Annotated in this window: 19 protein-coding genes and 1 pseudogene; 3 read left to right on the top strand and 17 right to left on the bottom strand. The window is 40.4% G+C overall.

Features of this window, described 5'->3' with window-relative positions:
* Window positions 1-60: 60 nt before the first annotated feature.
* The 9 genes and pseudogenes from R7M92_RS21035 to R7M92_RS20995 all read right to left on the bottom strand — a co-directional run bounded on the left by R7M92_RS21035 (window position 61) and on the right by R7M92_RS20995 (window position 5,783).
* Window positions 61-1,245 carry a site-specific integrase gene (locus R7M92_RS21035; protein WP_318134204.1) on the bottom strand — a complete coding sequence of 395 codons (1,185 nt, stop codon included), beginning with the start codon at window positions 1,243-1,245 and terminating at the stop codon, window positions 61-63.
* A gap of 297 nt (window positions 1,246-1,542) precedes the next feature.
* Window positions 1,543-1,992, bottom strand: coding sequence for a metal ABC transporter ATPase (locus R7M92_RS21030; RefSeq protein WP_222327423.1), 450 nt, complete (start codon window positions 1,990-1,992; stop codon window positions 1,543-1,545).
* A gap of 139 nt (window positions 1,993-2,131) precedes the next feature.
* The gene (locus R7M92_RS21025; RefSeq protein ID WP_258471109.1) at window positions 2,132-2,500 is read right to left on the bottom strand and encodes a hypothetical protein; all 369 of its coding nucleotides are present in this window, start codon (window positions 2,498-2,500) and stop codon (window positions 2,132-2,134) included.
* 538 nt (window positions 2,501-3,038) lie between these two features.
* Window positions 3,039-3,323 (bottom strand): MazG nucleotide pyrophosphohydrolase domain-containing protein, encoded by a 285-nt coding sequence (locus R7M92_RS21020; RefSeq protein WP_025640084.1) that lies wholly within the window; start codon window positions 3,321-3,323, stop codon window positions 3,039-3,041.
* A 152-nt stretch (window positions 3,324-3,475) separates the two neighbouring features.
* A complete protein-coding gene (locus R7M92_RS21015) occupies window positions 3,476-3,985 on the bottom strand; it encodes a hypothetical protein (protein WP_318134199.1) in 510 nt (169 codons plus the stop codon).
* Window positions 3,986-4,119: 134 nt separating this feature from the next.
* Window positions 4,120-4,302: pseudogene (locus R7M92_RS21010) on the bottom strand (hypothetical protein); the annotation flags it as partial.
* A gap of 21 nt (window positions 4,303-4,323) precedes the next feature.
* Window positions 4,324-4,551 (bottom strand): hypothetical protein, encoded by a 228-nt coding sequence (locus tag R7M92_RS21005; RefSeq protein WP_240701394.1) that lies wholly within the window; start codon window positions 4,549-4,551, stop codon window positions 4,324-4,326.
* Between the two features lie 168 nt (window positions 4,552-4,719).
* On the bottom strand, window positions 4,720-5,244 hold the full coding sequence (locus tag R7M92_RS21000; protein ID WP_318134197.1) for a GNAT family protein: 525 nt from the start codon (window positions 5,242-5,244) through the stop codon (window positions 4,720-4,722).
* Window positions 5,245-5,399: 155 nt separating this feature from the next.
* Window positions 5,400-5,783 (bottom strand): hypothetical protein, encoded by a 384-nt coding sequence (locus tag R7M92_RS20995; protein ID WP_139374612.1) that lies wholly within the window; start codon window positions 5,781-5,783, stop codon window positions 5,400-5,402.
* Window positions 5,784-6,014: 231 nt separating this feature from the next.
* On the opposite strand from R7M92_RS20995, the gene R7M92_RS20990 reads away from it, so the two are divergent.
* Both R7M92_RS20990 and R7M92_RS20985 read left to right on the top strand, forming a co-directional pair.
* Window positions 6,015-6,395 (top strand): hypothetical protein, encoded by a 381-nt coding sequence (locus R7M92_RS20990; protein ID WP_140363464.1) that lies wholly within the window; start codon window positions 6,015-6,017, stop codon window positions 6,393-6,395.
* Between the two features lie 14 nt (window positions 6,396-6,409).
* Window positions 6,410-6,682 carry a hypothetical protein gene (locus R7M92_RS20985; RefSeq protein ID WP_140363463.1) on the top strand — a complete coding sequence of 91 codons (273 nt, stop codon included), beginning with the start codon at window positions 6,410-6,412 and terminating at the stop codon, window positions 6,680-6,682.
* A 725-nt stretch (window positions 6,683-7,407) separates the two neighbouring features.
* Here R7M92_RS20985 and R7M92_RS20980 read toward each other — a convergent pair.
* From R7M92_RS20980 to R7M92_RS20950, 6 genes are all read right to left on the bottom strand, one after another.
* Window positions 7,408-7,863 (bottom strand): hypothetical protein, encoded by a 456-nt coding sequence (locus R7M92_RS20980; protein WP_213965713.1) that lies wholly within the window; start codon window positions 7,861-7,863, stop codon window positions 7,408-7,410.
* Window positions 7,864-8,015: 152 nt separating this feature from the next.
* Window positions 8,016-8,279: a hypothetical protein gene (locus tag R7M92_RS20975; protein WP_036827851.1), complete on the bottom strand. Its 264-nt coding sequence runs from the start codon at window positions 8,277-8,279 to the stop codon at window positions 8,016-8,018.
* 128 nt (window positions 8,280-8,407) lie between these two features.
* Window positions 8,408-8,686, bottom strand: a complete 279-nt coding sequence (locus R7M92_RS20965) for a hypothetical protein (RefSeq protein ID WP_020840791.1) — start codon at window positions 8,684-8,686, stop codon at window positions 8,408-8,410.
* 215 nt (window positions 8,687-8,901) lie between these two features.
* On the bottom strand, window positions 8,902-9,348 hold the full coding sequence (locus R7M92_RS20960; RefSeq protein WP_318134188.1) for a GNAT family N-acetyltransferase: 447 nt from the start codon (window positions 9,346-9,348) through the stop codon (window positions 8,902-8,904).
* Between the two features lie 146 nt (window positions 9,349-9,494).
* Entirely contained in the window at window positions 9,495-9,983 is a 489-nt protein-coding gene (locus tag R7M92_RS20955) for an AAA family ATPase (RefSeq protein WP_140052766.1), read from the bottom strand.
* Between the two features lie 145 nt (window positions 9,984-10,128).
* Window positions 10,129-10,965: a hypothetical protein gene (locus R7M92_RS20950; RefSeq protein WP_318134187.1), complete on the bottom strand. Its 837-nt coding sequence runs from the start codon at window positions 10,963-10,965 to the stop codon at window positions 10,129-10,131.
* 241 nt (window positions 10,966-11,206) lie between these two features.
* On the opposite strand from R7M92_RS20950, the gene R7M92_RS20945 reads away from it, so the two are divergent.
* Entirely contained in the window at window positions 11,207-11,509 is a 303-nt protein-coding gene (locus tag R7M92_RS20945) for a hypothetical protein (protein WP_267439509.1), read from the top strand.
* A 217-nt stretch (window positions 11,510-11,726) separates the two neighbouring features.
* On the opposite strand, the gene R7M92_RS20940 is transcribed toward R7M92_RS20945, so the two are convergent.
* Both R7M92_RS20940 and R7M92_RS20935 read right to left on the bottom strand, forming a co-directional pair.
* Complete coding sequence (locus tag R7M92_RS20940) at window positions 11,727-12,071, bottom strand: antibiotic biosynthesis monooxygenase family protein (RefSeq protein ID WP_258623947.1); 345 nt, start codon at window positions 12,069-12,071, stop codon at window positions 11,727-11,729.
* Window positions 12,072-12,277: 206 nt separating this feature from the next.
* Complete coding sequence (locus R7M92_RS20935) at window positions 12,278-12,754, bottom strand: hypothetical protein (RefSeq protein ID WP_318134184.1); 477 nt, start codon at window positions 12,752-12,754, stop codon at window positions 12,278-12,280.
* Between the last annotated feature and the right edge of the window lie 140 nt (window positions 12,755-12,894).

Raw genomic sequence — 12,894 nt, 5'->3', positions numbered from 1 at the left:
CCACTGTATATAAAACCATAACTTTAATGCTTCGAGTGATATCTCGATTTATCTTGCAATTTAACCAATAAGATTCACCGCCGCCGCTTTGTGCTCTGGAGCTAAGTGTGCATAACGCAGCGTCATCTTGAGGTCAGCATGCCCAAGCAACTCACGCACGATATTCAAATCAACGCCCGCCATCACTAACTTGCTCGCGAAATGGTGCCGCAAGTCATGGAACCTAAAATTCTCGATAGCAGCCTCTTTCAATAATGATTGCCACGGATATTGAAAGAACTCAACGGGCTGGTTATTCGATATAAAGACATAGTCAGCATCAGGATTCTGTGCTCGCCAGCGTTCAAAAAGCTTTAATACCGTGTCATTGAGCGGTATCGTTCGCGTCTTCTTCGACTTGGCATTTTCAGAACGAATTGTTAAGTAGCGATTAGGCAGTGAAACGTGTTCCCATCGAAGACTTAATAGCTCTCCTTTACGCATTCCTGTATTCATTGCGGTGATTACTAACGGCTCGAAGAAATCAACTAACTGAAGATGCTCTATCTTGTTATTGGACTTTCGAACGCGTTGATTTCGGTCTCGCAGCGCGTCCAGTAAACGCTTCTCTTCTTCATTAGAGAGATACCGTATTCGAGTGTTATCTTGCTTGATGAGTTTAACGCTGCTTAAGTTATGGCTATCGATGAACTCCCACTCTACCGCACGATTTAAAGCGGCTCGAAGTCGGTTCACACAATACTCTATCGTCGCTGGGGCACGCCCTAATTTCCGACGCTCCGTGATCCACTGCTGAATATCCCACGCTTTTATCTCCTCTAACGGTCTGTCTAGGAGGTGAACAAATGAATGAGCGATGCAAGCATAAGCCTGATCCGCCCGCTTGGGGTTCATTGAGATAAGGTAGTCTTTATAGTGCTCAGAGAGAAAACGGCCAAGCGTCAGGTTTTTGCGCATCTCTGTCTTTTTAGCTTCATGACGAGATTCTTGGATATCCACCCCGCTCGCCACCAATCCCGCTTTCTCTTTGACTAAATCTCTCGCTTGAGCGGGTGTGAGTGAATCCGCCGAGCCGATGAAGTAATTTCGTTGTTTGCCATTTAAGCGGTAGTAAAAGTAATACTTGATTGCGCCTTTAGGTGAAATGCGAGCATGAAACCCGCTGATTTCAGTGTCGTTGAGCCGTCTCTGTTCGACAGTTAGCGCCTTGATTGAGGTGTTGGTTATCTTCTTCTTAATGGGCATGCACAAGTCCTTTGTGTAGCGTATATGTAGCAGAATAATTGTACATACACACATACCCACGAACAACAAAGCACAAACAACATACATATAAGTACATGTTTTTATGCGAGTATTAGCTCATTCTTGTTCATTGTTGTTTACTGGAGGATTTTACCCATTCCCACTGTTAAGGGGTGAGCAACGCAATACCGAAGCCACCGCATACCACCTTAAACACTAAAACCAACGCACAGTGAAAATGCCACGCGTTGCGAATCCCTCTTGAACAGTTTGTTATATGCAATTTTCTGGTGCTTGCTAAATCGGCTTAATCCTTAACTTAAACGATTCAATTTGCTCGACTTGCGACGGCACGAACCCACATTTGATTTCAAGGTAAGAGGTTTCCTTTGGCTGCATAATGAAGATTTCATTTTCGCCGATACAATTACCAATAAAATTACCATTCACATCGAACGCAGACGCTAAAACCTCACGAGAATATAGCGCTTCTTCCGTAAGATTTTCCTGTACGACAGCCAAACGCACATCGTCCCCATCTTTGAAGACATTTTCCAATGTTAAACCATAGGCAGTTTTGAAATCTGCCAAATACTCAATTGCTTTATCATCGATTTCTTTATCTTCAAGAATATTTCCGAGCGACGGTTCAACGAACTTTGTATAAACCAACCCACTCATAATGAGTGCAACTGAGAAGCCAATTCCCCAAGAAAAACCAGTTAAGATGTTATTAAATCCTTTCATAAATATTCCAATCCATTGCATATAACGCCTTGTTAAGGTGTGAGGCACGCAATACCGAAGCTTCCGCATAACACCTTAACCACTGAAACTAACGCATAGTAAAAATGCCACGCGTGCCGAATCACTCTTAAACAATTTGTTATGTGCGTTGCTCAAATTCATACTCTGTAAGGCACCATTGCTTTGGGCTTGACCAACTGATTTCTTTGAATGATGTTCTTAGTTCACCGCTCAATAAAAGTTGCTTCATAAAATGGCTAGGTGAAATATAAGCTTTATCGTCGTAAGCAAACACAAAACCTTGCTTATTGAGCCCAAGCATTATCTGTTTAGTTTCTTCTGATTCAAGCCCACCATTGAGATAAAGTTCATCAATACGACCATTTGTATCGCCATCTCGGCTATCCTTGCTTAACTTTATTGAGGTCTTACCTATGGCAACAACGTGCGCCGGAGGGACATCTCCTGATTGACCAAACTCAACTTTGTAAGGAGGCTGTTTTATCATTTTATCTCCAAGCACATAACGCCCAGTTAAGGGGTGAACAACGCAATACCGAAGCCGCTGCATACCACCTTAAACACTAAAATCAACGCATAGTAAAAATGCCACGCGTTGTGAATCCCTCTTGAACTGTTTGTTATGTTTAAGATTCAATACCTTACGTTCAGCTATACGAAAGTTTAACCCGACTTACTTTTGTAAACAAAACCAGAAGCTAAAAAACTGAATTAAATCATAAATTTGACAAAATTGAACTTTGAAAAGAGAAAACACAAAAACTGAAGTTCTAACTTAAAGATTGGGAAATTGTTCGGAAAATAGCGTCAAACCATGCCAATTTGCTAAAAAACCAAAACAGAATGACTTAGGGAGCAAAGAAAAGGCACAAGCTACTGATTTTACTTGATTAAACATAACGCCTTGTTAAGGGGTGAAGCACGCAACACCGATGCTACCGCATACCGCCTTAATCACTAAAACCTACGCATGGTAAAAATGCCACGCGTGCTGAATCCCTCTTGAACAATTTGTTATACGCGTCTTATCGGTTGTACTTAACTTTATTCAAAACTTCTTTTAGTTCATGCGTTTTCTCAAGGTTTACACCGTGAATATTGGCTAGAGCACAAACATAATACAAAACGTCATATAACTCTTCTGCAACTGAACCTTTGAGCTCATCTAGCGTTGGTTGCCCACTTTTGCCTTTGCGAATAGATTCCGATAATTCGCCAACTTCTTCGATTAGTTTTAAAAAATAGTGTTCAGATTGCTCTGGCGCATAATCGAATTCTTTTATGTGACTTTGTAACTCAGATAACTTCATAACGTCCTTTTTGTATCATTTCCCATAAAGCGTATAACGCCGCATTAAGGTGTGAGCAACGCTACCACATACCTAAACCATGCCACCGTAAACACAAAACCCGACCTTGAACTGGAAATGCCAAGCGTTGGGAATCACTCTTAAATGCTTTGTTATGTTTTGTGCCCAAACCTCTTAACCAAACCAGAACAAATCACGGCTAACTTAGCGTCACTGTCTACAACATGTTGACGAGCGTCTTCAAATAAACAATACACTTCACCTTCTTCACAAGCCTTACCTTTTTCCAAAACGTCTAGGACTCGCCTGTTCCACATATAGTAATCATTCGGGTCAAAACCTGAGTCTTGGAAATATAGCCCTACGATTAGCTCCATTTGACGGATATTAGCCATCAAACGCCGTCGGTGTTCTCGACTTACTGTCGGGTAGTCAACTCTTTGACTTTGTATATCATCTAAGATTTCAGTACATAGATCGGTGTACTCGATTGATAATTGAGCCAATTCTTCAATCTTTTTGAGTAAATACTCTTGACGCGCTCTACGTTGAGAAAAATACTGATTTGTAAGCAAAACGCCAACGGCTAATAATGCAGAGAAAACGAAAGTAATCAGCTTAACTTGGTCTTCCTTAGCCGAAAATAATTCTATTAGGTACATTTCATCCTCGAAAAACATAACGCCCTGTTAAGGTGTGAGCAACGCAATACCGATGCCACCGCATACCACCTTAAACACTAAAAGCAACACATAGTAAAAATGCCACGCGTTGCGAATCACTCTTAAACAGTTTGTTATGTGTTTGCGTGCTGAAGTTGAAAATGCAACTGAGACATTAGTGATTGATATACTTTCGTAGTAAATACTTGCAAATTTTCCATACAAAACTCACCACCAATAATTGGATGCAGATCCCAACCTAAGCGTTCGTCTTGTTTTGGTTGTAGCCCGTGTTCGAGCGCCAAGTCATACCAACTAGTTAAAAAGACATTATCACGCTAATCTTGTGATTTATTCATGTTATTGTACTCATGAAAGTCCGAAGCAATTGTTTCATAGGTACCATCTAAAACCGATAACAATGAAATTGAGCCATCCACTTCACCAAATAGCCAGTCCCCCATGATGGTTAGATACAAAGGTTTCCCTGTAGGATTAAGCAACCATTTCCACTGAGGTAACAAGGTATCTATTTCTACGTCCGAGACTTCCCAAATAAACTGCATTTTTATCTTTCTCACTCTGTTTAGAAACCCATTGACACATAACGCTTTGTTAAGGGGTGAACAACGCAATACCGAAGTTGCTGCAAACCACCTTAAACACAAAAATCAACGCATAGTAAAAATGCCACGCGTTGTGAATCCCTCTTGAACAACTTGTTAGGCGAATTTTCAAAGGCTTATGCGCATATCTGCACAATTGAAAAGACCATCGCCCAAAGTCGGAAACGGTGCATGATTTTTTAGCGTGCCAAGATTTGAGAAACCCGACTTTTCTAAAACTCTTATGCTTGCGATATGCTCAATATAGGGATTGGTTCTTACTTCATTTACACCCAAACTTTTCAAGTATTGCAGACCAGAGCGGCATAACTCTGTTGCGATGCCTTGATTACTAAATTGATCTGATATACCAAAGTGAATTTCAGCATATTGCTCATTAAATACGAAAACAACCAAACCGAACACAAAATCATCTGGACTCGTTGCAACACCATACACACAAACTTTGGGAGCATTTTCTGAATAGAATTGTCGCCATTGTTTAATTTTCGAAAGCGTGGTTTCAACTGTGTTGTGGGGCAATGTCGATATGTACTTTGCTGAACTGCTTGAGCCTGAATACATATTGAACAAAGAATTTGCATCAGCTTCTCGAAGCTCCCTGACTCTAAAAATTCCACTTTCGTAGTTCATTGCACCTCCATTCGCCTAACGCCTTGTTAAGGTGTGAGGCACGCAATACCGAAGCTTCCGCATACCACCTTAACCACTAAACCCAACGCATAGTAAAAATGCCACGCGTGCCGAATCACTCTTGAACAATTTGTTATGTTCGTACTTACTAAGCACTAAAAATTCTCAGCCATATAGTTATCTGCGAACTCTGTAGCTAAAGGTCCAAGTAGACTCCAGAAGTGAGATAACTCAAAGTCAGTTTTTGTAGATGCAATGTTTATGAGATTTTCCACGAAACATGTGCACGCAGCATTTGAAACCTCTTTATCCCCCACTTTGATTGCAAGATCTATGAAACCAAACAAATCTTCGCTTTTTTCATACTCACCTAACAAGAACCTTTCTACGACAAGTGAGCTAAAGATTGAGAATAACGAGTGAACTGAAATAGCTCCTTTTTCGTCTATCCAATAGTCAGCTTCTTTTATAAAGTGCTCACGGCAATCTGGATATATATCAACGAATGCTGGCAATACTTCTGAAGGTGATATTTTCATTTTTTTCTCGAAGAACATAACGCCGCATTAAGGTGTGAGCAACGCAACCACGAAACCTAACCTTACCACCGTAAACACTAAACTCAACGATGGAATGAAAAGTGCCATGCGTTGGGAATCACTCTTAAATGCTTTGTTATGCAGTCACCTTACTTGATAGGGATAAATTTCTTGACTTTATCAAATTAATAACATTAAATAATTAAGCTTAATTATTTAACTGGATTATTTATGGTTACTGATCTTCGACAGCTATTTGAATGTATCGTCGATAACTATTCACAGGGCGCTTACAGTAAAGTTTATCGAGATGAGTTTATGGCTTTAAGCTCATCGCAAAAAAACTTAGTGCTACAGCAGCTATCTGAGTACGGTATGCCACAAAAGGATATGGCTGTTTATTTTTCCATCAGCGCATCAGCGGTGTCACAACGTCTACGTCCAAGCCCCAGTTCAAATTTTTTAGCTCATGTAAAGCGACTTGAAGATCTAAGAAATGCGGGATTTTCGAGTCAATCAATAGCATCTTTGCTCAATGAATCAGGGGTTCAGATTTCTTCACAGGATCTAGATACTTTTTTTAAAGTAAAGAATACGCTGGATAATTTTTAAACAGGAGAAGAGAAATGTCCAAAGTTGGCTTTAGTGGAGGAATTAAACTTCACGGTAATATCAATCGTATATTGGAAATGTCACAAGGTGGCATGGGGGATAATGCGATTTCGGGACACTTTAAAGACGAAGGTGTGAATATTTCACCTCAGTTTGTCCGCTCAATAAGAACAGAAGTACATGAAGCGAGCAAGAAAGCAGTTACAAAAGCTTCAGCTAAAAAGGCTATTAAAGCGTCACAAAAAGATAGAAATGGAGGTTCAGAACCTAGTGGGTTACCAGCGTAATCATGTTCAAAAATACAAAAGAGGCTTACGTGTACTAGGCCTCTTTTTTTGCACTGCTGCATAACGCCTTGCTAAGGTGTGAGTAACGCAATACAAAAGCTACCGCACAGCGCCTTAATCACATAAGCCACCGCAAAGTAAAAATGCCACGCGTTACGAATCACTCTTAAGCAATTTGTTAGTACATGCGCTACTTCTATTTATGCGCTCCAAGATATTGAAAACTGGCATGATATGAAAGGCTTTGAACACTGAAGTGAGACGGGCAGCTACAAAACTTTACCCCGATTGAAAGACGAAAGTTGGCTAGAAGAAAAACGCACTGAACTGCCCTACTTTCACTTGCTTCAAATTAGAAAAGGATTCAATCCTCGTTCTTCAACAGCCACACCAAAAGTAATCAAGGTTTTCTCAAAAGCCACCACGAAAATGAAGAAGCGCCAAAGAAATAGGCTAAGAGTTAGAAGCCGTAAACGGTGAAATCAAAGCGAACACTTCGCATATAGTGCCACCGGAAAGAACGTGAAAGGCACTAACTGAAATGTGTAAAGACGAGCGCCAAAACAGATAAACACCAAAACTTATAACCTTTGATGTCAAACCCGTACTAACGCCCAATTAAGGTGTGAGGCACGCGACCACGACACTCAATTTGACCACCGTAAACACTGAACACAACTCAAACCAAAAATGCCAAGCGTGCTGAATCACTCTTAAATTGTTTGTTATAGCGCATTTTCCGACGCGCGCATTACTGACAATACTTTCGATAGTACGTTCGGAATACCCGTGCCTTGTAAGTAGCTAACACTAGTATTACGACTTGTGGTTTCATCGAACAATTCATGAAACGAGCTTTGTTTTTCAATAACAACAGCAGGTAGTTCATACCCATCTTCATTGAATTGATCTGCTGTAATATCAATAATATAACCATTGCACACCAACCACGCATGGGATTGGTTGAAATTTTCACCTAGCCCATTACCACAGACATACTCACTGTCTAAGTTGTGGTACTGCAATAAATACAGACCTAGCAAATCTGTAGCATCTCCACAGCAACCATTTGGAAAGCCAGAAGAGTGATAAAAACTAGTCATACTATGAAAGTCTGATTTTTCAAAACTCGCCAAAATATCCCTAATTTGATGAATCTTTTTCTTAACTTCTTTATTCAAACCAAACTCCAATATTGCCTTGCGCTATAACGCCTTGTTAAGGTGTGAGGCACGCAATACCTAAGCTTCCGCATAACACCTTAACCACCAAGCCTAACGCATAGTAAAAATGCCACGCGTGCCGAATCACTCTTGAACAATTTGTTATAAGGTTACGCACAACGAATGATTACTGCGCCTAACCCATAATCAACTTCACCAAATTGCTTGTTTAAGTGGATGCTTTTTGGCAGTACAAATCGGCTTTCAATTAAATCAAAGTCTATTGGCTTTTTTAAAATACAAAGATAACCAGTAGGATTAGAACTCCACGTATAGTCAGTAAGGACTTCATTCCCACTTTCCAAGAGCAATTCAAGAATTGGATTAAGAATTCTGTATTTGGGACCAATAACCTTATCTGTAAGCTCTATCATCAAATACCTTATAACGCCCTGTTAAGGGGTGAGCAACGCAATACCTAAGCACCCGCATACCACCTTAAACACTAAACCCAACGCATAGTAAAAATGCCACGCGTTGCGAATCCCTCTTGAACATTTTGTTAGGCGACATTTCTACGTTTAACTTCTTTCTCATACGAAGATTCGTTGTATAGCCAAATAGCCCAAAATGCGAAAAACATCCCGATCGTGTAAATTGAGTAATTAAGAGCATTATCCGATAAGAAAATCGTAATGCTTGCCGCATCAGAAGATGGATAAAGGAAAATAACATTAAAAATCATGTACAAAATGGCTGTGACGAAAGTTGTTCTGAAAAGCCAATTTAAACATCCTTTCTTTCGAGATTTTTGCCAATTATCAAATGCTTTACCATTCATTAATCCACTCCTTTTCTATTAACTGAAGCTAGATTCACGCCAAGATACTATCACTACTCTATCGTTTATCTCATGTCGCCTAACGCCGCGTTAAGTGGTGAACAACGCCAACCACCAAACTAAACCCATTGTACCTTAAACACTAAACTCAACTTTAACTGAAGTCGCCAAGCGTTGTGAATCCGCCTTAAACGCCTTGTTATGAACGTAATTGATTAGACCTGCATTCTATACAAAAAGGAACTACCAGACTTGTAGTCAACCGTTTCAGCCTTGTGAAAGCCATTCCTTTCGTAAAACCTATGAGCGTCTGTGTTAAAAGTCGGTGTTTCTAGCTCAATATACATACCATGTGAAACCTGCCTTACTAGGTAATCAAGAACCATTTTACCCAGTCCCTGACACTGATAGCTTGGTTCAACAAAAAGCCGAATAAGACTCAAGCGCTCTTCATCAACTGAAAAGTAAAAGCCACCCACTACTTCTTTCGAACGTTTAATCACAAAGTAAAAGTAGCTTTCAAGGCATGCTATTTGGTGCTCAATACTATCGAAACCCGGTGGACCAGCACCACATACTTTACGATCGTTCGAAAAAGCAGATGTTTGAATTTCCACTAGCCTTTCGATGTGATTTAAAGATGCTTTTTCAATGGAATACACTGTTTATCCCTGTAGTTCATAACGCCGCGTTAAGTGGTGAACAACGCGACCACAAAACCTAAACCATTGTGCCGTAAACACTAAAGCTGATTCAAACCAAAAATGCCAAGCGTTGTGAATCCGTCTTAAACGCTTTGTTATGCGTATTATCCCACACGCACCAAACTAAGATTTTCACTCGCTGCTGGAGCTTCAAAATACTGGGTCACATGATGAAATACAGCCTCAGTGTCAAACATAGCTCTTTCAGGTTGTTCAACTCGGCGATGAGCAATTTGGGATAAACATTGCTCATCTGTTAAGTCTAAATACCAAAGTTCATGCTCACTACCTACTTCGACGCACAGTGATAAGAACCAAGATCTTTGCTTAATAGTATTCGCTGGAAAATCCATGACAACGTTAACCCCAACATTCAACAAACTTTGAACATGGCTTCTAACGAAAGGCTTGATGAGATTTGAGTACTTAATATAGTCGTCAAATGTTTGAACTTGTGAAGGATAATGAGCTGAAAGCCAATCGTCTTCTGAAATAAGGACTGCATTGTTTTCTGCAGCAACAAGCTTAGATTTGGTCGATTTTCCTGCTCCCATCTTGCCACAGAAGAAGAACAACTTTCCCTGATTTTCCATGTTTCCTCCATTTACGCATAACGCCCTGTTAAGGGGTGAGCAACGCAATACCGAAGCCACCGCACACCACCTTAATCACTAAAATCAACGAATAGTGAAAATGCCACGCGTTGCGAATCCCTCTTGAACAGATTGTTAGGAGTATTTACGCCATGCCTATGATACCAACCATACTGCCACCAATGCGGCTAGCGTCCCCTGTTACGTCAAAACCTAGATAACTTAAATGGGCTGCTTCCATGCCTACTAAAGAAGAAAACGGAGTAAAGTCCCGATTGATGCAGATTCCGAGCTGAAGATGTCCTCCGATAGTTTGATATTTATCCTCTTCAATGATCTTTTGAAGCATCATTTTCGGAGCTCTATGCCACAAAATGCTATCAAGCTCTTGTTCTGAACGATACTCATCAATAGCGGAACTCACTTGTTCTTTTTTGTCCCCTAAAATAAAGAAATCTTCAGGTTTGGCAGTTTCACTATCATTGATAGTCAGCGATAATTCAAACATTCCGGATGTGAAATCGGGTCTAATCTCGCAAATTTTATAGCACTTAGTTACGTGACAATAACCGACAAATAAAAATTCACAAAGTGCACCCTCTTGTTTCATCACAGCAAGAGTATCTATATAACTCTTCGCTATCATTCTCACATATTCTGCCAATTCATCCATAGTCGGAATTCGTTGTATTACATTCAGATTAGAAAAAATTGTAGATAAAGCTGCGTGCACATTTAATCCAATAAGGGAACTACCAGCAAATGCTAGACCTACCTTAGACTCCAAAACTAACTTATCAAAGGCACCTGAAGAGCTAGGTACTTTGCACAGCAGAGGAATTGAAAAAACCTTAGCTCCAGAGTCCAAAAGCATTGAAGGGTTATCCCCACCATCCGTTACTTTAGAATCACCGACAATCCAAACTGCTCCACCAGATTCAGAATTCAATTCATGATTAAACCAACTTACGATTGATGTCATTTTATTATACTCCTAACGCCCTGTTAAGGGGTGAGCAACGCAATACCTAAGCCGCCGCATACCACCTTAAACACTAAAACCAACGCATATTGAAAATACCACGCGTTGCGAATCCCTCTTAAACAGTTTGTTAGTCGCGAGGCACCGAGCGACAATTTTAAGCCGAACTAAACTTTGCGAACAACAAACTTTATGTGCTTTGATGCATTTAAGTCAGGCGTAGTCCCAAAGCGGCTACTCAATGAAACCACTTGGAACAAACAACGCCGTAGAAAACGGACTGACAACACCAAAAAGCGCTTTTGGGAAACCAATCTCACAGTGCGGACTTTCAACAAAGTTACTGAAACCACGTGGAACTTACCACACCAGAGAAAACGTCATTTCAGCGAGTAAATCGGCTTTTGTACCAACAAACTCACCGAGCGGAGTTACAACCAAAAACAAACTCTCGATTGCCCTGCTCTGTCAGCACCAAAGAACAAAACAACCTCTAGGACACTTGCAAAATTTGGGACTCAAAACAGCTAAAACTAAGTTCTAATGATCGACGATGAATCTGTGTTCCAAACAAACTGCTGCTAAATTTTAAGCTCAGAAACATGATTTTGATTGCTAACTTTTTCTGGCGACTAACGCCCTGTTAAGGGGTGAGCAACGCAATACAGAAGCTGCCGCATACCACCTTAATCACTAAAACCAACGCATAGCGAAAATGCCATGCGTTGCGAATCCCTCTTGAACAGTTTGTTATGTGAATTTTAGCTGTGTGCCTCGATACTATCTTTTGGAGCTTCTGAACGTATGTCCATGCCATAGTCTCTGATGACACCCGCAACTCTGAGTCTGTAGCTTTCAAAAACACCACCACGACCTTTTAATTGAGCAAATCGGTGAGATTCTAGATTGCGCCACTCTTGAATTGCTTCTTCGTCACGCCAAAATGACAAAGATAGAACCATGCCGTCATTGGTTAGACTTTGGAAACGTTCGATTGAGATAAAACCATCAATATCTGAGAGCAACGGTTTTAGTTCACTTGCAATATCTAGATATTCAGCAGTCTTGCCCTCTGCTACCTGTACTTCAAAAATTACTGCGATCATAACTCACCAGATTACGACTAATATATTCGAGCATTTTACCGAATTGGAGCTGCTGTAAATATGAGTTTTAGCAAGAAGTTAGAGACTAGATTCTGTGATTTTTCGCCATTCACATAACGCCGCGTTAAGGTGTGAGTAACGCAATGCCAATGCTACCGCACACCACCTTAATCACGAATATCAACGCATAGTAAAAATGCCACGCGTTACGAATCACTCTTAAACGCTTTGTTATGTTTATTTTCCGCGGATTTAGGAACAATTAATTTCAGATACACCATGTGTCCAACAACTAAAATAGCGGAAGGGAATAGCATTACCTTAAGCATATGCATGTAGTCACGATCTCTCATATAACCATATGGCTCAAACAAGAAAACGTACAAAGCTACGCTACAAATCCAGAAAATTGGAGCTATTACTACAATTCGAGTAACTGTAGATCGGCTCCAGAACCACTGTTTAAAGCAGGTCTGTTTAAACTTTGTAAAATAACTAAGTTCAGGGGCTAGCTTTGCCGCGCCAACACCGATGAAAAACGGGATAGCCACCCATCCAATTCCCCTAGGGACAAGTCGTGTGTCAAAGACTTCGTTAATTATGAGCAACAGTGCGAACTCAAAAGCAAAAGCTAGAGCTGTACCAACAATAAACCCAAAGATTCTGAGCAACCAAACTTTCATAAAACACCAAAACACAAAACCAAACGAAATGCATTTTATTGCACAATAGACCATCGACCTACATTTATTGTGGATTTAATGGCAAGAAACTGGAATTTTTCGCAATAAACATAACGCCCTGTTAAGGGGTGAGCAACGCA

The organism is Vibrio sp. Vb2880, assembly GCF_033337975.1.
Lineage (GTDB): Bacteria > Pseudomonadota > Gammaproteobacteria > Enterobacterales > Vibrionaceae > Vibrio > Vibrio alginolyticus.
This window is presented reverse-complemented; position numbering and strand designations above follow the sequence as displayed.

Excerpts from the sequence above, each read along its gene's own strand:
- R7M92_RS20955 (WP_140052766.1), bottom strand. The coding sequence starts at position 9,983 with ATGGAAAATCAGGGAAAGTTGTTCTTCTTCTGTGGCAAGATGGGAGCA.
- R7M92_RS20965 (WP_020840791.1), bottom strand. The coding sequence starts at position 8,686 with ATGAATGGTAAAGCATTTGATAATTGGCAAAAATCTCGAAAGAAAGGA.
- R7M92_RS20975 (WP_036827851.1), bottom strand. The coding sequence starts at position 8,279 with ATGATAGAGCTTACAGATAAGGTTATTGGTCCCAAATACAGAATTCTT.
- R7M92_RS20935 (WP_318134184.1), bottom strand. The coding sequence starts at position 12,754 with ATGAAAGTTTGGTTGCTCAGAATCTTTGGGTTTATTGTTGGTACAGCT.
- R7M92_RS20940 (WP_258623947.1), bottom strand. The coding sequence starts at position 12,071 with ATGATCGCAGTAATTTTTGAAGTACAGGTAGCAGAGGGCAAGACTGCT.
- R7M92_RS20945 (WP_267439509.1), top strand. The coding sequence starts at position 11,207 with ATGAAACCACTTGGAACAAACAACGCCGTAGAAAACGGACTGACAACA.
- R7M92_RS21025 (WP_258471109.1), bottom strand. The coding sequence starts at position 2,500 with ATGATAAAACAGCCTCCTTACAAAGTTGAGTTTGGTCAATCAGGAGAT.
- R7M92_RS20995 (WP_139374612.1), bottom strand. The coding sequence starts at position 5,783 with ATGAAAATATCACCTTCAGAAGTATTGCCAGCATTCGTTGATATATAT.
- R7M92_RS20985 (WP_140363463.1), top strand. The coding sequence starts at position 6,410 with ATGTCCAAAGTTGGCTTTAGTGGAGGAATTAAACTTCACGGTAATATC.
- R7M92_RS21005 (WP_240701394.1), bottom strand. The coding sequence starts at position 4,551 with ATGCAGTTTATTTGGGAAGTCTCGGACGTAGAAATAGATACCTTGTTA.
- R7M92_RS20990 (WP_140363464.1), top strand. The coding sequence starts at position 6,015 with ATGGTTACTGATCTTCGACAGCTATTTGAATGTATCGTCGATAACTAT.
- R7M92_RS21020 (WP_025640084.1), bottom strand. The coding sequence starts at position 3,323 with ATGAAGTTATCTGAGTTACAAAGTCACATAAAAGAATTCGATTATGCG.
- R7M92_RS20950 (WP_318134187.1), bottom strand. The coding sequence starts at position 10,965 with ATGACATCAATCGTAAGTTGGTTTAATCATGAATTGAATTCTGAATCT.
- R7M92_RS21035 (WP_318134204.1), bottom strand. The coding sequence starts at position 1,245 with ATGCCCATTAAGAAGAAGATAACCAACACCTCAATCAAGGCGCTAACT.
- R7M92_RS21000 (WP_318134197.1), bottom strand. The coding sequence starts at position 5,244 with ATGAACTACGAAAGTGGAATTTTTAGAGTCAGGGAGCTTCGAGAAGCT.
- R7M92_RS21030 (WP_222327423.1), bottom strand. The coding sequence starts at position 1,992 with ATGAAAGGATTTAATAACATCTTAACTGGTTTTTCTTGGGGAATTGGC.
- R7M92_RS21015 (WP_318134199.1), bottom strand. The coding sequence starts at position 3,985 with ATGTACCTAATAGAATTATTTTCGGCTAAGGAAGACCAAGTTAAGCTG.